The following is a 23,901-nucleotide window of genomic DNA, read 5'->3' as shown; positions in this document are numbered from 1 at the left end:
CAGTTGGATCGCAAAGGACGCTTCGATCGCCGGTCGGGCCGCCGATGGGTGCCATTCTTCTTCGAACTCGCTCACGGAACCTCACCGTCGGCGGTAGCCTGCCAGCGTGGCGGTAAACCGTCGAAAGATCCTGGGCGGAGCGGGCTTGGCAGGCGCCGCGGCCGCAACCGGTGTCGGCGTTGACCGCCTTGTTTTCAGCACCGGCACCGGCAATGGCACCGGCAATGGTGAGGAGACTCCAATGTCTGATGATGCTGCGCGCTTTGGTGATCCCCGCCTACCTGCCGAGACGATCACGTCGCAGTCACACTTGTTCCATCTCGGTGATTCGCCCAAAAGTACGCATGACGGGGGCTGGTTCCAGCAAGCCAGTGAAGACAATTTCCCGATCCTCACAGGTCAGGAGGCCAGCATCCTGCTGCTGACGTTGCAGCCCGGAGGTATCCGCGAGCCGCACTGGCATCCCAGCGCGTGGGAGCTCAACATCGTCACCAGCGGAGTCGCGACGTGGATTGTCATCGACGGGAACGGCAACCAGGAGGCCTTCGACCAACATGTCAATGACGTCGTCTTCGCGCCCCAAGGTTCATTTCACTACTTTGAGAACCGGGGCCCGGATGATATGACGATAATCATCATCCAGAACACCAGTGCGCCCGAGGACAAAGACAACATCGGCATCGGTGAGTCACTCAGCAGGCTTCCGCCGCGGGTGCTGTCGGCCGTATTCGGCGTTCCCGCAGAGACGTTCAGTTCCTTCAAAAAGATCGACAATGCGATCGTCATCCTACGATCACCGTAACCAACGCTCATTGATCATGTTGGCCAAACTGCGGCGCAGCGTGTCGATCCGATCGGCGTCGGCGGCCAGCGAGGTCGGATGCGATCACTCGAAACATGGTGTGTGACAGGTTATCCAGGCCGCTGGCTGCTGAAGCCAGGGGTAGCAGAAGGGCAACGATCGGGCTGATTCACCCGATCCAAACGGAATGCTTAACTAGATCGTTATGGGCTCCGACGACACGGTCGCTCATCAGCCCGTCTCGTCCCTCACTGGCAATCGCGCTTCGAAGAACTCGATCGCTCCGCTGCGTTCGAGTGTCACGACGTCGAGGCCGAATTCCCTCAACCAACGCTCGATTTCGCCTGCGCGCGGCGCGTTTCCAAACACACCGGCTCGTCGCAGCATCGCGATCAGAACATCCTTGCGCCGACCTCGACCGGTAACGCATGACGTCCCCCGCAGCGTCCCCCTGGCTTGAGTACGCGACTGAGTTCGCCCAGCGCGGCGCGCGGGTCCGGCAGACAGTGCAGACCGTTGTAGGTCAGGCAGAGCTCAAAGCTGTTGTCGGCGAACTGGAGTGCGGTGACGTCGGCTTCGGCGAATTCGATCGCGTCTTGGAGGCCCCGTCGGGCCGCCGCTGCGCGCGCCTGGCCGAGCATGTATGGCGATATGTCGGCCGCGACGTAGTGCACCGCCTGACCGGGACGCAGGCCGCGAAAGGCGAAGCCGCCGCCGCAGGGTATGTCGAGTATCGAGGTCCCGGCCGGGGCGTCCGCAAGTCGAGCGACGTCGGCGAACATGTGTCGCATGTCGGCGCCCCATATCGTCCAGGCGCCGACCGTTGCGACACGGTCGTGCTTGACGCCGGCCTCGTACATGGCTGCCATGACACGCTCAGAGCGCCACCGCTGCGTTACGTCGGTCATCGCTGAGAACCACCGTCCGGGGAGTCGGGAGCGTCCCAGGGCATCGACGCCGAGACCCAGTGGGTCAGCTCCTGTTGGTCGTTGCTGTGCAGGTGTCGCGGCGGCGTGACGAACGTCGCGTAGGGCCTGCACCGCACCAGAACTCGGCCTTCTTGCTCGGCGACGGCCTTGACCGCCGGTCGCATCTCGGTTGGCAAGGGCTCACCCGACATACGTTCTGCCACCGCCATCATCACGTCGACCAGGGTTTCGTCGTCGTCGTCGATCACCGCGTCGCAATAGACCTGCAGGTAGGCGAAGGGCCACGTCTCGTCCAGTACGCAGAGGCTGACTTTGCCGTTGCGGGCAACCGCTTTGGCCTTGGCTCGATCGCCCATGGTCGCCACCAGCAGGTCGTCGGTGTCGTCTGGGGTATCTCGGTGTTGATTCGTGGTCTCACGGGTAGCGGCCATGGCCCAGTCCTTCTGTACCGTTATTATCAGTCGATAATAACGGTACCCTCTTGGTGATGAAGCACAAGACCCAACCGCCGAACAAGGTGCGGCTGCGCCGGGCCAGGGCTGATATTCGGGAGGCTCTGGTGGAGTCGGCGCTGGTCGAGTTCGGGGCAAAGGGTTTCGATGGCGCGTCGACGCGAGCCATCGCGGCGCGAGTGCAGGCGCACCAGCCGCAGATCAACTATCACTTCGAGTCGAAGACGGCCCTGTGGACGGCCGCGGTGGATCATCTCTTCGGGCTGATGCGGGCGGCGATGGATGGAGCGCTACCCGCGAAGCCGGCCGGAGTCGAGGTGCCGGTGCTCGCTGCGGCGTTTGCCGAAGGGATACGCCGATTCGTGCGATTCGCAGCCGAGCATCCTGAACTCAACCAGATCATGGTGCATGAGGGCACCGCAGCCAGCGACCGGTTGGCCTGGATGACCGAGACTCACGTGAAGCCGTTCTTCGACGGCATCCGCCCGGCCTGGCAGGTATTGCGGGGCTCCGGCGTTGCCGCACCCATCGACAGCGAGATCCTCTATTACGTCCTCGTCGGTGCCGCGTCGCTGCCCTATGTGAACGCCCCCGAAGTCCGTCTGCTCACCGGGCGGGACCCGACCGACCCCACTTGGATCGACGCGCACGCAGCAGGATTGGTTTCGATCCTGCTGCCCGGCCTGGCAGTCGGGGATTGATTCCTACGAAGCACGGCTTGCCTGGCTAGCGGCAATATCCAGGGGTTGACCGACTTCCAGGTGGCAGGGGCGCAGATATGGGTGTCAGCCGTGACGACACGGCACCGCGGGGGCGCAACTCTGGAGAAAGCACGGACACAAATGCCTTTCAAAGGAGTGCCAACATGCGAATTCGACTGAAGTACATCACCCAGGCGGTGGTGGCAGGCGCTGCCGCCATGGCCATTGGCGTCGCACCTGCGGAGATGGCTGATCCGCTGCCTGTTCAGCCGGCTGCCGTCGCGTCCGCGCCCGCGGCCGCTAATGTGATCCCGGCCGGTTTCCACGGCGGAGGTTTCCACGGCGGCTGGGGCGGCGGCCGCGGCTGGCACGGCGGCTACGGCTGGGGCCACGACCGCCAGTGGTGGCCATGGGGCTGGTGAGCAACCCGGCTAGAAGCTTGATCGGCCCGCGGCACGGAGTCGCTGGCCGCGCGTCAACGCTGGCAGTTGAGCGACACCGACACGGTCCGGCTGGTGACCGACGGCACCAGGATCCGATCGCCGCCCAGCCCCGGCCCGACGTAGGGCACCAACTGGCTGACCTGCTGAGGGTTACGCACGCTGGTGACCGTGCACTGGTCCAGCGGTGCGGTGCCGATCTTGTCGATGGTGACGGTGTAGCCCTCGGACTGCAGCCGGTTGATCGTGTCCTGCGCTGTTTCCTCGGCCGAGGCCACCGCGGACGACGCGCCCGCCACGCCCAACAGAGCCAGCCCGACTGCCGCCAGCAGCGACGTTGTGCGCATCGGACTCGTCCTTCCGTCGTGGTCAGTTCATCTTCCCCTACATACATCGTTCGGGAAATTCGAAACGTTCCCGCCGGCGTCGACGAAAGACCGCATAGCATCGCGCCCGTGAAGAGCACGATGCAGAACTGGCCGTTGACGATCACCGCGATCCTGCGACACGCCTGCGGGGTCAATGGCGACCGGACCGTGACCACCGCATGCGGCGAGGGCCGCTATCGCACGATCAACTACCGCGAGCTGGGCGGACAGGCGGCCCAACTGGCGCATGGTCTGCGCGGGCTCGGGATCGACGGCGACCAACGCGTCGGCACCTTCATGTGGAACAACACCGAGCACCTCGCCGCCTACCTCGCCGTGCCCGCTATGGGCGCCGTGCTGCACACCCTGAACATCCGGTTGTCCGCCGAACAGATCGCCTACATCGCCAACGAGGCGGCCGATCAGGTAGTCATCGCCGACGCCTCCGTGGTGCCGCTGCTCGCCCCGGTGCTGCCGTTGCTGGAGACCGTGCACACCGTGGTCGTGGTGGGCGAGGGCGACGTGGACGCGTTGGAGGGCGTGACGGTCGTGCGCTGGGACGATCTGCTGGCCGCGCAGCCCACCGAGTTCGACTGGCCCGAGGTCGACGAAAGCTCCGCGGCGGCAATGTGTTACACGAGCGGCACCACCGGAAACCCGAAAGGCGTGGTGTACAGCCACCGATCGAGCTACCTGCATGCGCTGAACACCTGCACCGCCAATGCGCTCGACGTCAGCTGCGGTGACACCGTGCTGCCGATCGTCCCGATGTTCCACGCCAATGCGTGGGGCCTGCCGTATGCGGCACTGATGGCCGGCGCCAACGTGGTGATGCCCGACCGGTTCATGGACGGCGCCTCGCTGATCGACCTGATCGAAACACAGCGCCCCACGCTGGCCGGTGCCGTGCCGACCATCTGGAACGACGTCATGCACTGCCTGGAAAAGAATCCGGGACACGACGTTTCATCGCTGCGGCTGGTGGCCTGCGGTGGTTCGGCAGTGCCGCTCTCCCTGATGCAGACCTTCCAGGAGACCTACGGCGTGTACATCCAACAGGCCTGGGGGATGACCGAGACCTCGCCGCTGGCCACGGTGGCCAAGCCGCTGCCCGGAGTGTCCGAGGAACGACAGTGGGAGATGCGAGTCAGTCAGGGCAGGCCGATGTGCGGCGTGGAGGTGCGCGTCGTCGACGACGAGGGCGCGCCACTGCCCAACGACAGTGCCGCCGTCGGCGAACTCGAGGTGCGCGGCCCGTGGATCACCGGCGCCTACTACCTGGACCGCGACTCCGAGAAATTCGACACCGGGTGGCTGCGCACCGGGGATGTCGGCACGATCGACCGGCAGGGCTACGTGACATTGACCGACCGGGCCAAGGACGTCATCAAGTCCGGCGGGGAGTGGATCTCCTCGGTGGAGTTGGAGAACCACCTGATCGCCCACCCGGCGGTGCTGGAGGCGGCCGTTGTCGGAGTGCCCGACGAGCGCTGGCAGGAACGCCCGCTCGCCGTCGTGGTGCTGCACAAGGGGGCCTCAGCGGAGGCGGCTGAACTGCGGGAGTTCTTGGCAGACAAGGTGGTTCGTTGGTGGCTGCCCGAGCGGTGGACCTTCATCGAGCAGGTGCCACGCACCAGCGTCGGCAAGTACGACAAGAAAACCATCCGGGCCCGTCACGCCGACGGCGCCTACGAGGTGGTCACGCTCTAGCTTCTTCCGCGAGCAGACGCAAACCCGCATTGCTGACCCGTGATTTGTGCGAGTTTGCGTCTGCTCGCGGGAGGAAATCAGGCGCGCACGGCGATCGTTGACAGCAGGTCGGCCAACCGGTCCGGGCGGTCGACCATCGAGAACGTGCGGGCTCCGTCGATGACCTCGAGGCGGGCCTGCGGAATGATCCGCGCCAGTCGTTCACCGTCGCCGAGTTCGAAGAACGCATCATCGGCCGACCACGCAACGAGCGTCGGCTTGGCGAACTCCGGCAGTCGCTCGGCCACCCCGGTGGTGACCTCGGTGCGCAACGACAGGGTGAACTGCCGGAGATCCTCGGCGATCGCGGGATTCGACAGTGCGGTGCGCACCCATTCGCGGGTGAGCGCGTCGATGTTGGAGTGGGCCAGACCCGCATACGCCCGCTTGCGCACAGCCGGGACCCGGACCAACTGGGCGGCAGTCCGGAACACGGCCTTGGAGCGCGCAGCCGCGATCAGTGGCTTGAGGATGGGCGGCGGAAAGTGCTCGAACGCATCGCAACTCGTCAGCACGAGCGCGCCGATCCGGTCCGGATGGTGCACCGCCACCAGCTGGGTGACCACCCCGCCGGTGTCATTGCCGACCAGGACGACGTCCTGCAGGTCCAGCGCGGCCAGGGTGTCGGCGACAATGTCGGCGACACCGCGGATGCTGCGATCGGCGCCGGGGCGCAGCGGTTCGGGATGCGCGCCGAGTGGCCAGGTCGGGACGATGCAGCGGAGGCCCTGCGAGGCCAACCGAGCGCTCGCCTGCCGCCACAGTTGGCCGCCCATCATGTACCCGTGCACGAAGACGACCGGCCTGCCCTCGGTTGGTCCGAATTCCTCGTAATGGATGGTTCCGGCGTTAATCTCAATGGTCGACATGGATGACTCCCAGCTCGATACATTTACAAACAGCGTGTCTGTAACTTACCAACAGGGTGTATGGAAAACAAGAGACGTACCCAGGAAGAGCGCTCCGCGGCCACCCGCGAGGCGCTGATCTCGGCCGCCCGGCGGCTGTGGGGTGAACGTGGGTATGCCGAGGTCGGCACGCCGGAGATCGCCACCGCCGCCGGGGTGACCCGCGGCGCGATGTATCACCAATTCGCCGACAAGGCAGCGCTTTTCCTGGCTGTGGTCGAGGTTGTCGAGCAGGATGTGATGTCTCGATTGGCGACCGAGGTGGCGGCATCGGGGGCGGCCACGCCCGCCGACGCGATCCGGGCCGCGGTCGACGCCTGGCTGGAGGTGTCCGGTGATCCCGAGGTGCGCCAGCTGGTCCTGCTCGACGCCCCGAGTGTGCTCGGCTGGGCCGGCTTCCGCGACGTCGCCCAGCGCTACAGCCTGGGCATGACCGAGCAGCTCTTGAGCGAGGCGATCAAGGCGGGCCAGCTGGCCAGGCAGCCGGTGCGGGCGTTGGCGCACGTGCTGATCGGCGCCCTCGACGAGGCGGCCATGGCGATCGCCACCGCCGAGGACCCCAAGAAGGCCCGCCGCGAGATCAGGCAGGTCCTACGACGTCTGATCGACGCGATGCTGGCGGGCTGATTTCTCCCGCGACTCAGTCGCCGAAACGGCATTCCAGCAGGAAAAGTTCGACAACGGACCTGCTGGAATGCCGTTTCGCGGGTGAGGGGGCGGGCGAGGGGGTTACCGCTCGGCGCGCTGGTACGCGGTGACGACGGCCGCGCCGCCGAGCCCGATGTTGTGCTGCAGGGCCGCGGTGACGCCGTCGACCTGGCGCTTGTCGGCGGTGCCGCGCAACTGCCAGGTCAGCTCGGAGCACTGGGCCAGGCCCGTCGCACCCAGCGGGTGGCCCTTGGAGATCAGCCCGCCCGACGGGTTGACCACCCAGCGGCCGCCGTAGGTGGTGTCGTTGTTGTCGAGCAGCCGCGGGGCCTCACCCTCACCGCACAGGCCGAGGGCTTCGTACAGCAGCAGCTCGTTGGCGGAGAAGCAGTCGTGCAACTCGATCACCTGGAAGTCCTCGGGGCCGAGGTCGGACTGCGCGTAGACCTGTTGGGCAGCTTGCACATTCATGTCGTAGCCGATGATGTTGGCGGCGCTGCCGTCGAAGGTCGAGGCGAAGTCGGTCGTCATCGCCTGCCCGACGATCTCGACCGCCTGTGACGCCAGCCCGTGCTTGTCGACGAAGGCCTCACTGGCCACGATCGCGGCACCCGAGCCGTCGGAGGTGGGGGAGCACTGCAGCTTGGTCAGCGGATCGGAGATCATCTTGGCGGCCAGGATGTCGTCAAGCGTGTACTCGTCCTGGAACTGCGCATACGGGTTGTTCACCGAATGCTTGTGGTTCTTGTAGCCGATCTTCGCGAAATGCTCGGCGGTGGTGCCGTACTTCTTCATGTGCTCACGGCCGGCGGCGCCGAACATCCACGGCGCGACAGGGAAGGCGAACTCGTCGATCTCGGCGAGCGCCTTGACGTGCTTGCCCAGCGGGGACTCGCGGTCCTGCGCGCCGCCGCCGAGTGAGCCAGGCTGCATCTTTTCGAAGCCCAGCGCCATCGTGCAGTCCGCCAGCCCGCCGCGAATCGCCTGTGCGGCAAGGTAAAGCGCCGTCGAACCGGTCGAACAGTTGTTGTTGACGTTGACGATCGGGATGCCGGTCATACCCAGTTCGTAGAGCGCGCGCTGCCCCGAGGTGGAATCACCCGAGCAGTACCCGACGTAACCCTGCTGCACCTGGTCATAGGAGATGCCGGCGTCCTCGAGCGCCTTGGTGCCCGACTCGCGTGCCATGTCCGGGTAGTCCCAGCCCTCGCGACGACCTGGTTTCGCGAACTTCGTCATGCCCACGCCGACGACAAACACTTTGTTAGCCATGCAACGGAACATACTTCATCTCGAAATCGAGGCCACTGTCTTCAACTGGAGTTGGCGCAACCGCACCGCCAGCGCCGCCGCGGCCAGTAGCGAGAACAGCCCGAGCTGCCACCAGTCGGACGGATTGCCGCCGTCGCGGTCCAGAAAGTGGTTGATCGCGTGCAACGTGTTGGCCACCAGGAAACCCGTCAACACCACGGCGATCACGTCGCGCCACCAGAGCGCGAACAGCATCGTCACGGCGATGCCGATCTGAAAGACGCCGGCATCGTGCAGGAAGTGGACGTGGTTGGGCCAGTTGGCCCACTGGGCGAACGATGCCGGGTCGATCCGCATCCACACCCCGGTCACCAGCATGCTCAACGCCGCGAGGACCACGACCATCTGAATGAATTTCGTCTGCATACCCATCCAGACGGCACAGCTCGCCAGGATGTGACAGTCACGAATGGCCGTGCTGTCTCGTCCAAGGCGCATGACCTACCTCGCGGATCATTCCCTGCTGCTGACCGTGCCCGCGTTTCTGCCCGCGGTCCTGGTGGTGCTCGTGGTCTCGTACGTCGCGCGGCGCGAACGTACTTCCGCTGACGACGACGGTGGTGTAGACCAGTAGAACGTGTTCTAGTTTTGCCGAGGAGGGGTCTGTGGCGCTCAAAGTCGTGCAGTGGGCAACCGGTGGCGTCGGCGTCGCCGCCATCAAAGGCGTGCTGGAACACCCTGACCTCGAGCTGGTCGGCTGTTGGGTGCACTCGGACGCCAAGAACGGTAAGGACGTCGGCGAGCTCATCGGCACCCAACCGATCGGCGTGACCGCCACCAACAGCGCCGAGGAGATCCTGGCACTGGACGCCGACGCGGTGATCTACGCGCCCCTGATCCCCAACCCCGACGAGGTCGCGGCGTTGCTGCGCTCCGGCAAGAACGTGATCACCCCCGTCGGCTGGCTGTACCCGAGCGAGAAGCAGGCCGCGCCGATGCGGGCCGCCGCACTGGAGGGCAACGCCTCGCTGCACGGCACCGGCATCGCGCCCGGCGGGATCAGCGAGAAGTTCCCGCTGGTGTTCTCCGCGATGTCGACCGGGGTGAACTTCGTTCGGGCCGAGGAGTTTTCCGACCTGCGCACCTATGAGGCGCCCGACGTGGTGCGCCACGTCATGGGCTTCGGCGGCACGCCCGACACCGCGCTGAGCGGACCGATGCAGAAGATGCTCGACGGCGGCTTCATCCAGGCCGTCAAGATGGTGGTCGATCACGTCGGGTTCAAGATCGATCCACGGATCCGCGCCTCGCAGGAGATCGCCGTGGCCACCGCGCCCATCGACTCGCCGATCGGCGTGATCGAACCGGGGCAGGTGGCCGGCCGCAAGTTCCACTGGGAGGCTGTCGTCGACGGCGAACCCGTCGTACGGGTCACCGTGAACTGGCTGATGGGTGAGGAAAACCTCGACCCCGCATGGACATTCGGCCCGGCCGGGCAACGCTACGAGATGGAGGTCCGCGGCAACCCGGACTTCACCGTCGTGATCAAGGGCTTCCAGTCCGAGGCCGGCGAGGACGGCCCGGAGTCTGGCGTCGTCGCGACCGCCGCGCATTGCGTCAACTCGGTGCCTGCGGTGTGCGCCGCCGAGCCTGGAGTCGTCACGTACCCGGACCTGCCGCTGATCAGCGGGAAGGCCGCGCCGAACCTGCGGTAATGCTCAGGGCCGCACCAGGATCCGGATCGGGTTACCGTCCTGGCGCTCGAGCTTGTCGATGCCCAGCGCCACGTCTTCCAGTGACACGATCTCGCTGATCGACCGGGACAGGTCCAGCCGGCCCAGCGATACCAGCGTCGCCAGCGTGGAGATGTCGACGTTCTGATAGCCCAGGTGGCCGAGCACCTGCTTCTGGGTCAGGCCGAACATCGACGTCGGACCGATCGTCGGCTCCTGGGCGCTCATCCCGACCGCGACCAACCGGCCGCCGACCGTCAGCTGGCCCAGCGCCTGCTCGAACGTCGACTTGAGCCCGACGGCGTCGAACGCCACATCCAGACCCCGGCCTCCGGTGACGTCGGCGATCTTCTCGCCGAGGTGCTCGTCGCCGGCGTCGAACGCGTAGTCCGCACCGAGTTCCAGGGCGCGCTCCAGCACCTCGGGTTTGATGTCGACAGCCACCACCGGCACCGCGCCCACCAGCCTGGCCAACTGTGCGATGTGGGTGCCGACCCCGCCGAGACCCCACACGCCGACCGATTCGCCGATACCGACTTTGCCGGTGCGCACGACCGCGCCGTACGGCGTCGACACCGCATCGGCCAGGATCGCAGCCTGCTCCAGCGGCACGTTGTCCGGAACGCGCGTCAGCCCGACCGCTTGCGCCAGCGTGTACTCGGCCCACGCCCCGTCATAAGCGAAGGCCATCAACCGGATTCGCATGCAGTTGGCGATGTCGCCGCGCCCGCAGTTCGGACATTCCAGGCAGGGCCGGCCCGCGGCCACGATGACGCGGTCGCCTTCGGCCCAGCCGGTGACGCCGGGACCGAGCCTCGCGATGGTGCCCGACGCCTCATGGCCCTGCGTCACCACGGCGGCCTGCGCGGGGAAGGTGCCGTTGATCAAGCTCAGGTCGGAATGGCAGATCCCGCAGAATGCCACCTTGACCAGAACCTCACCCGGCCCCGGCTCGGGTATCGGAACATCCTCCACCACAACTCTTTTGGTGTCGGCATAGAAGCGCTCAGCCCGCATGGTCGGCCTAAGATCGGAGGTCATGGCGTCCCTTTCTTCTACCCGGCTACTATCGGAAATCATGGCACTTCAGCGGGTGGGTTGAGGCGATGTGCCGATTGTTCGGTTTGCACGCCGGCCGCCGGCTGGTGTCGGCGACCTTCTGGCTGCTGGATGCTCCCGACAACCTTGCCGAGCAGAGCAGACACAACCCCGACGGTACGGGCCTGGGCGTATTCGGGGCCGACGGCGTCGCAGTGGTGCACAAGGAGCCCGTGGCGGCATGGCAGGATTCCGAATTCGCCACTGAGGCACACGATGTGACCGCGACGACCTTCATCGCGCACGTCCGTTATGCGTCGACCGGCTCGTTGGATCCGGTGAACACCCATCCCTTCGTCCAGGATGGCCGGATCTTCGCGCACAACGGCGTGGTCGAAGGTCTGGATGCCCTTGACGGCCGGATCCGTGAGCTGGGAGTGACTGACCTGGTCCAAGGCCAGACCGACTCCGAACGCGTCTTCGCGCTCATCACCGCGGCCGTCCGAGCGCACGATGGTGACGTCGGCGCGGGCATCGTCGACGCCGTCGGCTGGCTGGCCGACAACGTTCCGATCTACGCCCTCAACCTGCTGCTCAGCACGGCCACCGACATGTGGGCCCTGCGCTATCCGGACACCCACGAGTTGTATGTGCTCGATCGCAGACACCCTGATCAGCGGCGCGTGCGCCTACGCAGCGCCCGGATCCACGCCGAATCCGAGCATCTGACCTCGCAGCCGTCGGTGCTGGTCGCCAGCGAACCGATGGACGACGAGGACTGGCAGCTCATCGCCCCTGGCGAGCTGGTGCACGTCGACGCGGACCTGCGGATCGACCGTCAGTTGGCGTTTCCCGGCCCTCCCCGTCACCTCCTGCACCGCGACGACCTGTCCGCGAAGGCGGCAGCGTCGCAGCACGCCTAGCTGCGGCTTCGAGCGTTGCCGCGGGCCCTGGCACACTCGACTGTCGTGACTTCCAAACGTGCACTGGTTCTCGCCGGTGGCGGTATCGCAGGCATTGCCTGGGAAACCGGCATCCTGCAGGGCATCGCTGACGAATCCCCCGAAACAGCCGATGCGTTGCTGGCCTCCGACGTGCTGGTCGGAACGTCGGCGGGGTCGACTGTGTCGGCGCAGCTCGGCAGCGGGCTGACGCTCGCGACGCTGTTCGCGCGCCAGGTCGGGACCGAATCGGCCGAACTCGATCCCGTGGTGAGCATCGACACCGTCACCGACCTGTTCGTCAAGGCCGTGCTGACACCCAACACCACCAAGGCGCAGAAGCTGCAGCAGATCGGCGCCGTGGCGCTCAACACCGCGACGGTCGACCCGGCGCAGCGGCGCAAGGTGATCGAAGCGCGCCTGCCGTCGCATGACTGGCCCGACCGGGTGCTGCGGATCTCGGCCATCGACATCGACACCGGCGAACTGGTGACTCTGGACCGGGACTCGGGAGCGTCGCTGGTCGATGCCGTGGAAGCCAGTTGCGCGGTCCCCGCGGTGTGGCCGATCGTGACGATCGGCGGCCGCCGGTTCATGGACGGCGGCATCGGCAGTGCGGTCAACATGGCACTGGCCGCCGACTGCGATGTCGCGGTGGCGCTGGTGCCGCAGGGGCGCACCACACCGTCGCCGTTCGGAGTGGGCGCGGCCGACGAGGTCGACGGTTTTGCCGGACGGTCTTTGGGGATCTTCGCCGACAACGAAGCCCTGGCCGCCTTCGGCGACAACCCGCTGGACCCGGCGTGCCGGGTGCCCTCAGCCCAGGCGGGGCGTGCGCAAGGGCGACGCGTGGCGGCCGAGGTCGCCGAATTCCTCGCCGGTTGATCCGCCGAAACCGCATTCCAGCAGACGTCTACTCGTACTTTTCCTGCTGGAATGCGGTTTCGACGAATAGGAGCTCAGCCGTCGAGCGCGCGGGCGGTCAGTTCCTGCCCGATCGCGATCACCTCGGCGGCACGGTTGAATTCCAGGCTGCGGCACACCGTGCGCGGCACCTCGATCAGCAGGTCAGGAGGGTAGGCCGCCAAGGTGTGCCGAGCCAATGCGGCCTGCGCGATGTCGATGGTCCGGTACATCACCTCGAAACTGCCGAGACGCGGAACCCCGGCGGTTTCGGGCAGCTCCGGCAGACCGCTGCCCTGGTCGCCGTCCTCGTCGGACTCCGGAATCGAAGCGCCGAACCGGCTGAGCACCGCACGAGCGGTGGGCCGATCCAGCACGCTGCGCACCGAGGCGGTGTCGAGCACCGCTGAGGAGCTGCGCAGCATGCGATTGAGCCACTCGGTGGTGGGCCGCGGTTCGGGTTCGGTTCCGTCGGCCGACGGGCTGGGCTCACTTCCCGAGACGCTGACCGCGATGGTCAGATCCGCGTTGACGGCGGCGATAGGAGCCATCGGCAGCGGGTCGAGGATGCCACCGTCACCCAGCAGCCGGCCGTCGAGCACGTGCGGCGCGATCACGCCGGGGATCGCGATCGACGCCCGGATAGCCGAGTCCAACGGGCCGCGCTGCAGCCACACCGACTTGCCCGCGACCAGATCCGTCGCGACCGCCGTGTAGGGGATCGGCAGGTCTTCGATCGTGGCGTCGCCGATGATGTCGCGGACCGCGTCGAGGATCTTCTCGGCGCGCAGGATGCCGGCTGCGCTGATCGACGGATCGAGCAGCCGCAACACCGCCCGCTGGGTCAGAGTCCGCGCCCAGTCGGCGAACTCGTCGAGCTTGCCCGCCGCATGCAGCCCGCCGACCAGCGCACCCATCGATGACCCGGACACCCCGACGACCTCGTAACCGCGGTCGCACAGTTCGTTGATCACCCCGATGTGCGCGTAGCCACGAGCCCCACCACTGCCGAGGGCCAGAGCAACACGCATACGTCCATTCTGGATCACGTGAGGGGGATGGTCGCCACTACACCCCGACCCTGGGGCCCGATCCTCGAAAGTCTTAGAACATGGTTTGAGACCCGTTCTGCATCCGCCGGCCGGCGGTGATGCCAATTAACATCAGTACGAGCACATTTCGGCCTGGCCCACAACGCCGGCCGGGTAGGTGGCCGGATTTACGGGCTGGCATGGTTGCACAGTCGGCCATTCTGAAGATGTGCAGATCGGCACTGCCGGGCCATGCCGCGAATGCCTACCGTGCTGGCATCAGGTCAACCGACAACAGGAGAAGCGTGACCACGATCGAACACACCGCGGCCGATCTCGCCCGACGACCGCAGCCGGCCACAGCACACGGAAGTCCGTTCGACGACGCACGTGCTCAGTTGCACGACGCCGTCACGATTCTCGGCTACGACGACGGTATGTACGAGTTGCTGGCCAACCCGCGGCGTGAGCTCACCGTGGCCGTGCCGCTCCGTCGTGACTCCGGCGAGATGGAACTTCTTATCGGACATCGCGTGCAACACAACGTCTCTCGTGGTCCGGCGAAGGGAGGATTGCGTTATTCCCCTGACGTCACACTCGACGAAGTTCGCGCCCTGGCGATGTGGATGACGTGGAAGTGCGCGCTGCTCGACGTGCCCTACGGCGGTGCGAAAGGTGGCATCCGCATCGATCCGCGTCAGCACAGCCGCTCGGAACTGGAACGGGTCACCCGCCGCTACACCAGTGAGATCAGTCCGCTGATCGGGCCGGACCACGACATCCCCGCGCCCGATGTCGGGACCGACGAGCAGACCATGGCCTGGATGATGGACACCTATTCCGTCCAAAAGGGGCACACTGTTCTCGGTGTCAGCACCGGAAAACCGGTGAGTCTCGGTGGTTCTCAGGGCCGCGCCACGGCGACGTCGCGCGGAGTCGTCCATGTAGCACTGGCGGCGCTGCAGTCTCGGGGCATCCGAGCCGACGGCGCCACCGCCGCGGTGCAGGGCTTCGGGAAGGTCGGTCGGCACGCAGCGCGCTTCCTGCACGATGCTGGAGTGCGCGTCGTCGCCGTATCCGACCAGTACGGCGCCATCAGAACAGATACCGGCCTCGACCTCGAGACGTTGGCGAGTCACGTCGACGCCACCGGTTCGGTAGTCGGATTCGCAGGTGCCGATGCAATCAGCAACGACGACTTGCTCGCGACCGACGTTGATCTGCTGGTACCCGCGGCCGTCGAAGGGGTGATCCACGCGGGTAATGCGGCGCAGATCAAGGCCTCCGTCGTCGTTGAAGGCGCCAACGGTCCGACGACACCCGAGGCTGACCGGCTGCTCAATGAGGCTGGGGTACTGGTGGTTCCGGACATTCTGGCCAATGCCGGCGGAGTCATCGTGTCGTATTTCGAGTGGGTGCAAGCCAATCAGGCTTATTGGTGGGGCGCCGACGAAGTCGAGACCCGGCTGGCCGAACGCATGCTGACTGCTTGGGAGCACGTCAGCGCCCATGCCGAGAAGCTGGGCCTACCGCTCCGAGCCGCCGCGACCTGCCTGGCCGTCGAACGTGTCGCCCAGGCCGGACAACTACGGGGGCTCTACCCATAGCCGCTGATCCGGCCTCCGCAGTACTGCCCGCGACAGACTCATTCGTGGGAGGGTTGAACCGTGGGAGCGTCAACGTTCGTGCGAAAGCTGGGCCGCCCCAAGCCTCGTGATGTCATCTCTGGGCTGGTGACGGGATTATTTTCCATCCCAGAAGGTATGGCGTACGCCAGCATTGGCGGTTTCAACCCGGTCGCCGGTATCTATGCCGGCATCGTGCCCGGCATCATCGGGTCACTGTTCGCGCGCACCGTGCTGATGGTGACGACGCTGACCAGCGCGATCGCCCTGACGTCGCGCAGTGTGCTCAAGGAGGCCGGGCTGGATCCGGCGGATCCGGCAAACGTCGCAGCACTGGCCCTCGTGGTCGGTGTGGTGATGCTGCTGTTCGGCCTGCTGCGGTTCGGGTCGATCATGAACTTTGTCTCCAATGCCGTGATGACAGGCTTCTCCACCGGCATCGCCCTGCAGATCGTCGCCGGCGTCCTCGGTGACGCCACCGGTTACAAACCGCAGAGCGGCAACACCATCGGCAAATTCATCGACTCCCTGGCGCACATCGGGCTGTGGCATCCTGCCGCCGCCGCGGTGGCGCTGGGCACCGTCGCGGTGTGGGCGGTGTTCCACTTCATCAAGCCGCTCGAATCGTTCGCGACGTTGCTGGCTCTCGTGGTGGTCACCACCGTCGTCGCCATCGCCCATATCGACGTCGAAACCGTCGGCGACATCGCGTCGATCGCGAATGCGCTTCCGCCCGTGACGGTTCCGAACTTCGCCGCCATGCCCGAACTCATCGTCGGCGGCGTGGCGGTGGCACTCGTCGCGCTGGCCCAGGCTGCCGGAATCTCGGCCGCGGTGCCCAACCCGGACGGTAGCCGCACCAACATGAACGGCGACTTCCTGGCCCAGGGTGCGGCCAACGTGGCGGGCGGGCTGTTCGGCGCGCTGCCGGCCGGCGGTTCACTGTCGCGGACCGGGGTGGCCACCTCGGCGGGCGCCCAGACCCGGTGGGCGGGCATCTTCGCCGGGTTGTGGCTTGCAGCGCTGGTACTGGTGGCCGGATCGGCTGCCGAGGTCATTCCGATGCCGGTCATCGGCGGGCTGATCCTGGTGATCGGGGCCGAGCTGGTGGTCGGCCGACTGCCCGACATCAAGCTGGTGCTGCGGGTCGCCCCGTTGTCGGCAGTGGCGATGCTGGTGACGTTCGCGGCCACCACGCAACTCCCGTTGCACACCGCGATCCTCATCGGCGTCATCACCTCACTGGTGCTCTACTGCGCCAAGGCCGCCAAAGCCGCGCAGCTGGTGGCGCTGATCCCGGCGGCGGGCGGTGGCTGGGAACAGGCGCCGGTGCCCGAGCAGTGCGCCAGCAACGACGTCACCGTGCTGCACTACGCCGGGGTCGGGCTGTTCGCCGAAGTGGCCCGCATCGACGAAACGTGGCCGCGCACCGATGGCACCACCAACGCTGTAGTGGTGCTCAGCCTGCGCGCGCTGCCCGATGTGCCGTCCTCGGTGACCATCAAGGCCATGCGTCGCTGGGCCGGGCAGCTGACGGACAACAACGGACGGCTCATCATCTGCGGCGTCGATGCCGCCACCGCGGAGGTGCTGCGGCGGGGCGGGCTCGACGACCTGCTGGGCGACGACGGTATCGTCCCGTCGTCCGACCGGATCTTCGGCGCGCTCGACACCGCGGTCGAGCGTGGTCGCGCCTGGGTGTCCGCCCGGGGCGGCGCTGCCGGGGGTTCGGCGCAGCCTGATTCGAACTAGCGGCGCCTAGCTGCAGAGCTCGTCGGCCGCTGCCTGCGCCGCGACGATCACCGCTGCCTGACGGCCCGGCTCCAGCTCGGCCCATGCCACGTTGTAGGTGCCCGGCCCGGGCGCCGCCTCGGGCACCTGCAGGCTGGCCAGGTACGGCTCGATCTGCGCCTTGAGGTCGCCGCCCTTGGCCTCCATCCAGATCTTCGCGGCGTGACAGGCCTGGAAATACTCCTCTTCGGTGGACTGGGCGTCGGCACCGACCGCTGTCGTGACCCCGCCGGGGGACGTCGCGATCTCGCCGGGCTTGACCGTAGGGGCGGCGGCTTCGGTGGTTGCAGTGGCTTGCGACGACGGTGCCGCTGACTCTCCGGACTGATCCTTGTCGGACTGTGTCGAGCATCCGACTAGCAGGGTCAGGCCCGCGGCTGCGGCAGCTCCGGCGGTCAAGCGGGTGGTCCACGTGTAACGGCGCATCCCGCCAATCTATGCAACACTGGCGGCCATGACGGAAGGGACTGGATTCCAGGAGTGTTGTCGGGCTCGCTAACGCGCCCGTCTGCCCTGTTCCGCCGTCATTCTTGGAGTTTCTCTGATGCTGTCCACGCTCGCGCCCGTTCCCGCGGTCTCGGCGCCCACCCGGCTGCGCTTGCCCGACCTGCTGCACACCACCGACCGCGCCGCCGACGATGTGTTGTCCGGCCGCTACGACCGATTGCTGCGCGGGTTGCCGAAGGACGACCGGTGGTACACCCGCTTGTCCGGTGACGACGAAGTCGAGGTCTGGCTGATCAGCTGGGTCCCCGACAAATCGACCGAAATGCACGACCACGGCGGCTCGCTGGGAGCGTTGACCGTGGTCTCCGGTGCGCTGCGCGAAACCCGTTGGGATGGTGAGCTTTTACGGAAACGACGACTCACGGCGGGCGATCAGGCAGCGTTCCCACTGGGTTGGGTGCACGACGTGGTGCATGCACCGGCGGCGATTTCCGGTCCGACGCTGAGCGTGCATGCCTATTCGCCGCCGCTGACCGCGATGTCCTACTACGAGGTGACGCCGCAGAACACGTTGCGCCGCAACCGCACCGAGCTCACCGACGCACCGGAGTGATTGCCATGAGTCGCATCGACACCGTGCTGGAGCAGGCCCGTGCCCGGCTGCGCCGACTGCCCGCTGAAGATCTTCCCGAGGCGCTGGATGCTGGTGCCGTCCTGGTCGACATCCGCCCGGCCGCCCAGCGTGCCGCCGAGGGGTCGGTGCCCGGAGCGCTGGTCATCGAGCGCAACGTGCTGGAGTGGCGCTGCGATCCGACCAGTGACGCGCGGATATCGCAGGCGGTCGACGATGACGTCTACTGGGTGATCCTGTGCTCGGAGGGCTACACCTCAAGCCTCGCTGCCGCGGCACTGGTCGACCTCGGCCTGCACCGGTCCACCGACGTCGTCGGCGGCTACCACGCGTTGGTTGCCGCCGGTCAGGTGTAAACGGCCCGCGCTCAGGCGTTTTCGTTGTTGCTCAACATGGGTCGCAGTTTGGCGGTCATCTCCGGGGTCCAGTCCGGCGGCTGCAGCACAGCGGCCCAGGCGTCGGCCACATTCTTGACGTAGACGTGGCCGTGCCCGTCGGGAACGTCGACGGCCACTGCCATGTCCGCCGAGACCTGCAGGAATGTCACCACCGGGATCCATTCCATGCGGCGGGACACATCGTAGCCACGGGGTTCACGCAGCCAGTCCGGTTTGGCGAACAGCAGGTCGGGTGTCCACCACGAGATCGGGTCGGACGCGTGTTGCAGGTACACCGCGCGGGGGTGACCCCACGGCGCGTCGGGCCGGTTCAGATTCTCGGCCTTCGCAACGAACCGGGCGTTGTCGCCGTTGTCGTAGATCGGCAACCACTCCGGCGAACCGGCGTCGCGGTCCCGGGTCAGCGTCGTCCAGATGGTGTTCTTGAATGTCGGTCCCGAGAACAGCGCGCCGTCGGTGCGGGCTACGAGATTGTTCAGCGAGAGGAAAGGTGCCTCACCGCCGAACGATCCCAGGCTCTCCCCGAACACCACCAGCTTGGGGCGCTTGTCCTCCGGCATCGCCCGGACCAGGGCGTCGACCGCCTCGAACAACGCCTGCCCGGCCTGCCGCGCGTTCTCCTGGTCGACCAGGAACGACAACCAACTGGGCAGGAACGAGTACTGCATCGACACGATCGCGGTATTGCCGTTGTACATGTACTCCAGGGCAGAGGCCTCCGCCTCGTTGATCCAGCCCGTGCCCGTCGTGGTCGCCACCGCGACCACCGCGCGGTCCAGACCGCCGGTGCGCTGCAACTCTCTGGCCGCCAGAGCCGCGGTGGCCTTGATGCCGTCTGCGGAATGCAGGCCCGCGTAGGCGCGGATCGGTTCGATTGCAGGCTTGCCGGTGAACCGCGAAAGCTGTTGCACCGTAGGGCCCGCCGAGACGAACACCCGGCCCTGATGGCCCAGCGACTCCCAGTCGGCCAACGACTGCGGGCCACCTGAGCGTAGAGGCGACATCGGGGCGGCGAAGTCAGGATCGCTCTCGTCGTTGACAGCCGCGAACGTCCGGTTGATGGTGTCCATCGCCACCCGGACCACGACACCGTTCAGCAGCGCGATACTCAACGCCAGCAGCAACGCCACCACGACAACAGCCGAAACCCGTGGCGGCAGAAAGCGATCCAGCTTGAGGTCCAGGAAACGCACCAGCTTACGGATCAGCTGGCCCACCTCGACGAACGCGAACAGCACGACGAGCGACAGCACCGCCGTCAGCGGGTGATCCCAGAACGTCAGCCGGGGCACACCCATGAAGTCACGGATCTCGTCCTGCCAGACGTGGAAGTAGACGATCATCAGGACCTGGCCGACGATCCCGACGACCAGCAGAGACAGCCACGCCCACTTCGGCGCCCGCGGGCTGGTCTCCGCCGAGCGCATGTAGCGGACCAGCCACACCCCGAAAACGCCGAGGCCGTAGCCGGTTGCGCCGGCACCGCCGCTGACCAGGGCCTGGAACAGCGGCCCGCGGGGCAGCAGCGACGGTGTCAGCGAGAACCAGATGAACACCAGACCCACCGCCGTGCCGAAGAACGTGTAGTGGCGGGACCACCACACGGGCTGGGCAACCGGTCCGGGCGCAGGCGTGGACTCACCTTCGGCGGTATCGGTGGCAGGGGTGGGCGAGTCGGTCTCGGTCACCCGTCGACTTTAGCGATGGGTGAAGTTGGCGGCGCGCTTCTCCGAGAACGCTGCCATGCCTTCCTTCTGGTCGGCCGTGGCGAAGGCCGAGTGGAACAGCCTGCGCTCGTAGAGCAGTCCCTCGGCCAGGGAGGACTCGAAGGCCCGGTTGACCGCTTCCTTGGCCATCCGCGACGCCGACAGCGACATCCCGGCGATGGTCGCGGCCACGGCCAGGGACTCGTCGATCAGCGAGTCCGCGGGCACCAGGCGCGAAACCAGGCCGGCGCGCTCGGCTTCGACGGCGTCGATGGTGCGGCCCGTCAGGATCAGGTCCATCGCCTTGGCCTTGCCGATCGCGCGAGTCAGCCGCTGGCTGCCGCCCATCCCGGGCAGCACACCCAGCTTGATCTCGGGCTGACCGAACTTCGCGGTGTCGGCGGCGATCAGGATGTCGCACATCATCGCCAGCTCGCAGCCGCCGCCCAGCGCGTATCCGGCAACCGCGGCGATCGTCGGGGTCCGGGTGTCGGCGAACTTGGACCACAGCTCGAAGAAGTCGGCCGAGTACACGTCGGCAAACGACAGCTCGGCCATCTCCTTGATGTCGGCGCCTGCGGCGAACGCCTTCTCGTTGCCGGTGACAATGATCGCGCCGACGCTGGGGTCGCGGTCGAGTTCGGCTGCGGCCGTGGTCACTTCGGTCATCACCTGGGTGTTGAGCGCGTTGAGCGCCTTGGGCCGGTTCAGTGTGATGGTGGCGACCCGGTCGGTACGGGTCACCAGGATCGTCTCGAACTCACTCATTTGTTCTCCTCCTGGAAGGTCAGATCGGGGTTTGCCGGAACGAAGTACGCCTCGATGTCCACGGGGGTGACATCGGCGATCGAGGCAGGGGACCACTGTGGGTTGCGGTCCTTGTCGACGAGCTGAGCCCGGATGCCCTCGACGAAGTCATGCGATTTCACCGAGGCGCACGAGGTCCGGTACTCCTGGCGCAGCACGTCCTCCAGTGTGTCCAGCCTGGCGGCCCGGCGCACCGCTTCCAGCGTCACGGCCAGGGCGACGGGGGAGCGGGTGGCGATCAGGTTCGCGGCGTCACCGGCGGGGCCCGCGTCGTGGGCCCGCAGTGCGGTGACGATGTCGGCCACGGTCTCACCGGCGTAGGCCTCGTCGATCCAGTCGCGCTGTTCCAGCAGCGGGCTGGCCGGAGGCTCGACGGCATAGGTGGCCAGGGCGTTCTCGACTCCGCCGACGATGACGGACTCGGTGAACTCGGCCAGCTGGTCGTGCGGCACATAGTGATCGGCGAAACCCATGGCGATTGCGTCGGCCCCGGAGAACGGTGCGCCGGTGAGCGCGGCGTGCAATCCCAGCTGCCCCGGAGCGCGCGAGAGCAGATAGGTACCGCCGACGTCGGGTATGAACCCGATGCCGACCTCGGGCATCGCCATTTTGGTGGTGTCTGTGGCGACGCGGATGTTGCCGTGGGACGCGACGCCCACACCGCCGCCCATCACGATGCCGTCCATCACTGCCACGTACGGCTTCGGATAGCTGCCGATGTAGGCGTTGAGCAGGTATTCGTCGTACCAGAACCGTTGTGCAGCCCCGTCGTCGGCCTTCGCGCTGTGATAGAGCGCAACTACGTCGCCGCCCGCGCACAGGCCCCGTTCGCCGGAACCGGTCAGCAGCACGCTCTGCACGGAGTCGTCGTTCGCCCAGGCGTGCAGGGCTTGGGACATGCCCGCGACCATGGCGTCGTTGAGCGAATTGATCGCCTTGGGCCGGTTCAGCGTGAGGATCCCGACGCCGTTGCGGACACTTACTAGGACGTCCTCGTTTTCTGTCACGAGTTGCAATCTAGTTCGGCCCCCCAGTTGTGGTGCGCTACGGGTAGGGTTTGCCTCAAGATCAACCTGGACGTTTCCTGGGAGTTTTTCTGCGTCGACGGGAACCCACCCGGGACGTTGATCGTTGAGCTACTAGTTCGTACTCGAACACATCTCATCAGAGAGGACCCGACGGTGCGCGAATCCAGCAACCCGGTATTCCGCAGCTTGCCCAAGGGGCAAGGCGGATACGCACAATTCGGTACCGGAGCCGCCGGCTTCGGTGCGCAACAGGTGCACGCGCAGCCCTACGCGCAGGAGTACCTGGAGCAGCCGCAGACGGGCGTTTCTCGTCCACTGACCATCGATGACGTCGTCACCAAGACCGGCATCACGCTGGCCGTGCTCTCGGCCGTCGCCGTGGTGTCCTACTTCCTGGTCTCGGGCAACCTGGCGCTGGCGACGCCGTTCGCCCTCGTCGGCGGGCTCGGCGGCCTGGCCCTCGTGCTGGTCGCCACGTTCGGGCGCAAGCAGGACAACCCGGCCATCGTGCTGAGCTACGCCGCGCTGGAAGGCCTGTTCCTCGGCGCGGTGTCGTTCATCATCGCCAACGTCACCTCGGTGGGCGGCGTCGGCATGATCGCGCAGGCGATCGTCGGCACCATGGGCGTGTTCCTAGGCATGCTGGTCGTCTACAAGACCGGCGCCATCCGTGTGACGCCGAAGTTCACCCGGATGATCATCGCCGGCATGTTCGGCGTCCTGGCGCTGATGCTGCTCAACTTCGTACTGGCGATGTTCGGTGTGGGCGGCGGTGCCGGGCTGGGCCTGCGTGACGGCGGCATGCTCGCGATCGGCTTCTCGCTGCTGTGCATCGGTCTGGCGGCATTCAGTTTCCTGATCGACTTCGACGCCGCCGACCAGATGGTCCGTGCCGGTGCTCCGGAGAAGGCCGCATGGGGCATCGCCCTGGGCCTGACCGTCACCCTGGTCTGGCTGTACATCGAGATCCTCCGGTTGCTGTCGTACTTCAACAACGACTAGCAACCCTGCCCCGAGAAAGGCGTCCGCGATTGCGGGCGCCTTTTTCTTATGGGTTTTGCCTGGACGTGGCGGGCTTGAGTCTGCGGTGAGGGTGCTGGTTACTCGTACTTTTGTGCCGTGGACGCAGAGTGAACCAGCACCGGGTCGACCAGCGCGGGTTATCCCAAAGGGACGATCTATCCACAGCTTGGCGCCCGATGCCTCCCCGACGGCGAGGACGGGGCACAGTCGCCGCAGGAAACGCGGCTGCGGTTTGATGATCATCAACGAGGGATATCCGCGGCCGCAGACGCAGATTCCGGTGCTCGGTCACAATGGCCGACCGCGCCACTACCTCGACATGGGGTGGGAAGAGCACATGCTCGCGGTCGAATACGACGGTGTTCAGCACGCCGATGCGCTGGGCTACGACATCGTCCGCAACGAGTACATCAGCCAGGTCGGTTGGACCACCATTCGAGTGGCGGCAGGCCATCGTCGGCCGGAGATCATGAGGCGCCTGCGCCGAGCGTGGGATCAGGTCGCCCCGCCATTGGGTCTGCGGTGAGGGCGCAAGTTACTCGAACTTTTGC

At 66.5% G+C, this 23,901-nt stretch carries 27 protein-coding genes; 15 read left to right on the top strand and 12 right to left on the bottom strand.

What is annotated here, in order from left to right; translation table 11 throughout:
• Positions 1 to 106 precede the first annotated feature (106 nt).
• Positions 107 to 802 (top strand): cupin domain-containing protein, encoded by a 696-nt coding sequence (locus HBE63_RS18845; protein WP_243858150.1) that lies wholly within the window; start codon positions 107 to 109, stop codon positions 800 to 802.
• A 392-nt stretch (positions 803 to 1,194) separates the two neighbouring features.
• Here the strand turns inward: HBE63_RS18845 and HBE63_RS18840 are convergent, their stop codons facing one another.
• Positions 1,195 to 1,710: a class I SAM-dependent methyltransferase gene (locus HBE63_RS18840; protein WP_243858148.1), complete on the bottom strand. Its 516-nt coding sequence runs from the start codon at positions 1,708 to 1,710 to the stop codon at positions 1,195 to 1,197.
• Positions 1,707 to 2,162 carry a pyridoxamine 5'-phosphate oxidase gene (locus HBE63_RS18835; RefSeq protein WP_166906103.1) on the bottom strand — a complete coding sequence of 152 codons (456 nt, stop codon included), beginning with the start codon at positions 2,160 to 2,162 and terminating at the stop codon, positions 1,707 to 1,709. Before HBE63_RS18835 ends, HBE63_RS18840 begins: the two co-directional genes overlap by 4 nt.
• 56 nt (positions 2,163 to 2,218) lie before the next feature.
• On the opposite strand from HBE63_RS18835, the gene HBE63_RS18830 reads away from it, so the two are divergent.
• Entirely contained in the window at positions 2,219 to 2,884 is a 666-nt protein-coding gene (locus HBE63_RS18830; protein WP_166906102.1) for a TetR/AcrR family transcriptional regulator, read from the top strand.
• Between the two features lie 164 nt (positions 2,885 to 3,048).
• A complete protein-coding gene (locus tag HBE63_RS18825; RefSeq protein ID WP_166906101.1) occupies positions 3,049 to 3,306 on the top strand; it encodes a hypothetical protein in 258 nt (85 codons plus the stop codon).
• A 53-nt stretch (positions 3,307 to 3,359) separates the two neighbouring features.
• Here the strand turns inward: HBE63_RS18825 and HBE63_RS18820 are convergent, their stop codons facing one another.
• The gene (locus HBE63_RS18820; protein WP_166906100.1) at positions 3,360 to 3,671 is read right to left on the bottom strand and encodes a hypothetical protein; all 312 of its coding nucleotides are present in this window, start codon (positions 3,669 to 3,671) and stop codon (positions 3,360 to 3,362) included.
• A 108-nt stretch (positions 3,672 to 3,779) separates the two neighbouring features.
• Between HBE63_RS18820 and HBE63_RS18815 the strand changes: the two genes are divergently transcribed.
• The gene (locus HBE63_RS18815; protein ID WP_166906099.1) at positions 3,780 to 5,402 is read left to right on the top strand and encodes a long-chain fatty acid--CoA ligase; all 1,623 of its coding nucleotides are present in this window, start codon (positions 3,780 to 3,782) and stop codon (positions 5,400 to 5,402) included.
• Positions 5,403 to 5,479: 77 nt separating this feature from the next.
• On the opposite strand, the gene HBE63_RS18810 is transcribed toward HBE63_RS18815, so the two are convergent.
• A complete protein-coding gene (locus HBE63_RS18810; protein ID WP_166906098.1) occupies positions 5,480 to 6,310 on the bottom strand; it encodes an alpha/beta fold hydrolase in 831 nt (276 codons plus the stop codon).
• A gap of 60 nt (positions 6,311 to 6,370) precedes the next feature.
• Between HBE63_RS18810 and HBE63_RS18805 the strand changes: the two genes are divergently transcribed.
• Positions 6,371 to 6,976 (top strand): TetR/AcrR family transcriptional regulator, encoded by a 606-nt coding sequence (locus HBE63_RS18805; RefSeq protein ID WP_166906097.1) that lies wholly within the window; start codon positions 6,371 to 6,373, stop codon positions 6,974 to 6,976.
• A 102-nt stretch (positions 6,977 to 7,078) separates the two neighbouring features.
• Here HBE63_RS18805 and HBE63_RS18800 read toward each other — a convergent pair whose 3' ends face one another.
• Positions 7,079 to 8,269, bottom strand: a complete 1,191-nt coding sequence (locus HBE63_RS18800; RefSeq protein WP_166906096.1) for a lipid-transfer protein — start codon at positions 8,267 to 8,269, stop codon at positions 7,079 to 7,081.
• A gap of 15 nt (positions 8,270 to 8,284) precedes the next feature.
• Positions 8,285 to 8,746: a hypothetical protein gene (locus HBE63_RS18795; protein WP_243858146.1), complete on the bottom strand. Its 462-nt coding sequence runs from the start codon at positions 8,744 to 8,746 to the stop codon at positions 8,285 to 8,287.
• On the opposite strand from HBE63_RS18795, the gene HBE63_RS18790 reads away from it, so the two are divergent.
• Both HBE63_RS18790 and HBE63_RS18785 read left to right on the top strand, forming a co-directional pair.
• Positions 8,745 to 8,882 carry a hypothetical protein gene (locus HBE63_RS18790; protein ID WP_166906094.1) on the top strand — a complete coding sequence of 46 codons (138 nt, stop codon included), beginning with the start codon at positions 8,745 to 8,747 and terminating at the stop codon, positions 8,880 to 8,882. The genes HBE63_RS18795 and HBE63_RS18790 overlap by 2 nt on opposite strands.
• A gap of 31 nt (positions 8,883 to 8,913) precedes the next feature.
• Entirely contained in the window at positions 8,914 to 9,963 is a 1,050-nt protein-coding gene (locus HBE63_RS18785) for a dihydrodipicolinate reductase (RefSeq protein ID WP_166906093.1), read from the top strand.
• 3 nt (positions 9,964 to 9,966) lie between these two features.
• Here HBE63_RS18785 and HBE63_RS18780 read toward each other — a convergent pair whose 3' ends face one another.
• Complete coding sequence (locus HBE63_RS18780; RefSeq protein ID WP_166906092.1) at positions 9,967 to 11,022, bottom strand: zinc-binding dehydrogenase; 1,056 nt, start codon at positions 11,020 to 11,022, stop codon at positions 9,967 to 9,969.
• A gap of 65 nt (positions 11,023 to 11,087) precedes the next feature.
• Here HBE63_RS18780 and HBE63_RS18775 point away from each other — a divergent pair, with 65 nt between their 5' ends.
• The gene (locus HBE63_RS18775; RefSeq protein WP_166906091.1) at positions 11,088 to 11,942 is read left to right on the top strand and encodes a class II glutamine amidotransferase; all 855 of its coding nucleotides are present in this window, start codon (positions 11,088 to 11,090) and stop codon (positions 11,940 to 11,942) included.
• Between the two features lie 45 nt (positions 11,943 to 11,987).
• Complete coding sequence (locus tag HBE63_RS18770; protein ID WP_166906090.1) at positions 11,988 to 12,845, top strand: patatin-like phospholipase family protein; 858 nt, start codon at positions 11,988 to 11,990, stop codon at positions 12,843 to 12,845.
• Positions 12,846 to 12,919: 74 nt separating this feature from the next.
• Here HBE63_RS18770 and HBE63_RS18765 read toward each other — a convergent pair whose 3' ends face one another.
• Positions 12,920 to 13,894, bottom strand: coding sequence for a patatin-like phospholipase family protein (locus tag HBE63_RS18765; protein WP_166906089.1), 975 nt, complete (start codon positions 13,892 to 13,894; stop codon positions 12,920 to 12,922).
• A gap of 305 nt (positions 13,895 to 14,199) precedes the next feature.
• On the opposite strand from HBE63_RS18765, the gene HBE63_RS18760 reads away from it, so the two are divergent.
• Both HBE63_RS18760 and HBE63_RS18755 read left to right on the top strand, forming a co-directional pair.
• The gene (locus tag HBE63_RS18760) at positions 14,200 to 15,501 is read left to right on the top strand and encodes a Glu/Leu/Phe/Val dehydrogenase (protein WP_208301160.1); all 1,302 of its coding nucleotides are present in this window, start codon (positions 14,200 to 14,202) and stop codon (positions 15,499 to 15,501) included.
• 156 nt (positions 15,502 to 15,657) lie between these two features.
• Positions 15,658 to 17,271 carry a SulP family inorganic anion transporter gene (locus HBE63_RS18755; RefSeq protein WP_243858143.1) on the top strand — a complete coding sequence of 538 codons (1,614 nt, stop codon included), beginning with the start codon at positions 15,658 to 15,660 and terminating at the stop codon, positions 17,269 to 17,271.
• A gap of 6 nt (positions 17,272 to 17,277) precedes the next feature.
• On the opposite strand, the gene lpqV is transcribed toward HBE63_RS18755, so the two are convergent.
• Positions 17,278 to 17,736: a lipoprotein LpqV gene (gene lpqV, locus HBE63_RS18750; protein WP_166906087.1), complete on the bottom strand. Its 459-nt coding sequence runs from the start codon at positions 17,734 to 17,736 to the stop codon at positions 17,278 to 17,280.
• A gap of 118 nt (positions 17,737 to 17,854) precedes the next feature.
• Here lpqV and HBE63_RS18745 point away from each other — a divergent pair, with 118 nt between their 5' ends.
• A complete protein-coding gene (locus HBE63_RS18745; protein ID WP_055116783.1) occupies positions 17,855 to 18,370 on the top strand; it encodes a cysteine dioxygenase family protein in 516 nt (171 codons plus the stop codon).
• A 5-nt stretch (positions 18,371 to 18,375) separates the two neighbouring features.
• Positions 18,376 to 18,744, top strand: coding sequence for a rhodanese-like domain-containing protein (locus HBE63_RS18740; protein ID WP_166906086.1), 369 nt, complete (start codon positions 18,376 to 18,378; stop codon positions 18,742 to 18,744).
• 11 nt (positions 18,745 to 18,755) lie between these two features.
• On the opposite strand, the gene HBE63_RS18735 is transcribed toward HBE63_RS18740, so the two are convergent.
• Genes HBE63_RS18735 through HBE63_RS18725 form a run of 3 tightly spaced genes read right to left on the bottom strand, consistent with a single transcriptional unit; the run spans position 18,756 to position 22,306 of the window.
• Positions 18,756 to 20,474, bottom strand: coding sequence for an alpha/beta-hydrolase family protein (locus HBE63_RS18735; protein ID WP_166906085.1), 1,719 nt, complete (start codon positions 20,472 to 20,474; stop codon positions 18,756 to 18,758).
• 9 nt (positions 20,475 to 20,483) lie between these two features.
• Positions 20,484 to 21,260 (bottom strand): enoyl-CoA hydratase, encoded by a 777-nt coding sequence (locus HBE63_RS18730; protein WP_166906084.1) that lies wholly within the window; start codon positions 21,258 to 21,260, stop codon positions 20,484 to 20,486.
• Complete coding sequence (locus HBE63_RS18725; protein ID WP_166906083.1) at positions 21,257 to 22,306, bottom strand: enoyl-CoA hydratase/isomerase family protein; 1,050 nt, start codon at positions 22,304 to 22,306, stop codon at positions 21,257 to 21,259. The genes HBE63_RS18730 and HBE63_RS18725 overlap by 4 nt, the downstream gene beginning before the upstream one ends.
• A 174-nt stretch (positions 22,307 to 22,480) precedes the next feature.
• Between HBE63_RS18725 and HBE63_RS18720 the strand changes: the two genes are divergently transcribed.
• Positions 22,481 to 23,329, top strand: a complete 849-nt coding sequence (locus tag HBE63_RS18720; RefSeq protein ID WP_166906082.1) for a Bax inhibitor-1/YccA family protein — start codon at positions 22,481 to 22,483, stop codon at positions 23,327 to 23,329.
• A gap of 256 nt (positions 23,330 to 23,585) precedes the next feature.
• Complete coding sequence (locus tag HBE63_RS18715; protein WP_166906081.1) at positions 23,586 to 23,876, top strand: DUF559 domain-containing protein; 291 nt, start codon at positions 23,586 to 23,588, stop codon at positions 23,874 to 23,876.
• The last annotated feature ends 25 nt before the right edge of the window (positions 23,877 to 23,901 follow it).

The sequence above is a fragment of the Mycobacterium sp. DL440 genome (genome assembly GCF_011745145.1).
GTDB lineage: Bacteria > Actinomycetota > Actinomycetes > Mycobacteriales > Mycobacteriaceae > Mycobacterium.
This window is presented reverse-complemented; position numbering and strand designations above follow the sequence as displayed.

What these genes read in the sequence shown, in the direction of transcription:
- HBE63_RS18755 (WP_243858143.1), top strand. Translation starts at nt 15,658, where the DNA reads ATGGCGTACGCCAGCATTGGCGGTTTCAACCCGGTCGCCGGTATCTAT.
- HBE63_RS18745 (WP_055116783.1), top strand. Translation starts at nt 17,855, where the DNA reads ATGCTGTCCACGCTCGCGCCCGTTCCCGCGGTCTCGGCGCCCACCCGG.
- lpqV (WP_166906087.1), bottom strand. Translation starts at nt 17,736, where the DNA reads ATGCGCCGTTACACGTGGACCACCCGCTTGACCGCCGGAGCTGCCGCA.
- HBE63_RS18765 (WP_166906089.1), bottom strand. Translation starts at nt 13,894, where the DNA reads ATGCGTGTTGCTCTGGCCCTCGGCAGTGGTGGGGCTCGTGGCTACGCG.
- HBE63_RS18780 (WP_166906092.1), bottom strand. Translation starts at nt 11,022, where the DNA reads ATGACCTCCGATCTTAGGCCGACCATGCGGGCTGAGCGCTTCTATGCC.
- HBE63_RS18810 (WP_166906098.1), bottom strand. Translation starts at nt 6,310, where the DNA reads ATGTCGACCATTGAGATTAACGCCGGAACCATCCATTACGAGGAATTC.
- HBE63_RS18790 (WP_166906094.1), top strand. Translation starts at nt 8,745, where the DNA reads ATGACCTACCTCGCGGATCATTCCCTGCTGCTGACCGTGCCCGCGTTT.
- HBE63_RS18800 (WP_166906096.1), bottom strand. Translation starts at nt 8,269, where the DNA reads ATGGCTAACAAAGTGTTTGTCGTCGGCGTGGGCATGACGAAGTTCGCG.
- HBE63_RS18825 (WP_166906101.1), top strand. Translation starts at nt 3,049, where the DNA reads ATGCGAATTCGACTGAAGTACATCACCCAGGCGGTGGTGGCAGGCGCT.
- HBE63_RS18715 (WP_166906081.1), top strand. Translation starts at nt 23,586, where the DNA reads ATGATCATCAACGAGGGATATCCGCGGCCGCAGACGCAGATTCCGGTG.
- HBE63_RS18730 (WP_166906084.1), bottom strand. Translation starts at nt 21,260, where the DNA reads ATGAGTGAGTTCGAGACGATCCTGGTGACCCGTACCGACCGGGTCGCC.
- HBE63_RS18775 (WP_166906091.1), top strand. Translation starts at nt 11,088, where the DNA reads ATGTGCCGATTGTTCGGTTTGCACGCCGGCCGCCGGCTGGTGTCGGCG.
- HBE63_RS18795 (WP_243858146.1), bottom strand. Translation starts at nt 8,746, where the DNA reads ATGCGCCTTGGACGAGACAGCACGGCCATTCGTGACTGTCACATCCTG.
- HBE63_RS18830 (WP_166906102.1), top strand. Translation starts at nt 2,219, where the DNA reads ATGAAGCACAAGACCCAACCGCCGAACAAGGTGCGGCTGCGCCGGGCC.
- HBE63_RS18740 (WP_166906086.1), top strand. Translation starts at nt 18,376, where the DNA reads ATGAGTCGCATCGACACCGTGCTGGAGCAGGCCCGTGCCCGGCTGCGC.
- HBE63_RS18835 (WP_166906103.1), bottom strand. Translation starts at nt 2,162, where the DNA reads ATGGCCGCTACCCGTGAGACCACGAATCAACACCGAGATACCCCAGAC.
- HBE63_RS18840 (WP_243858148.1), bottom strand. Translation starts at nt 1,710, where the DNA reads ATGACCGACGTAACGCAGCGGTGGCGCTCTGAGCGTGTCATGGCAGCC.
- HBE63_RS18805 (WP_166906097.1), top strand. Translation starts at nt 6,371, where the DNA reads ATGGAAAACAAGAGACGTACCCAGGAAGAGCGCTCCGCGGCCACCCGC.
- HBE63_RS18820 (WP_166906100.1), bottom strand. Translation starts at nt 3,671, where the DNA reads ATGCGCACAACGTCGCTGCTGGCGGCAGTCGGGCTGGCTCTGTTGGGC.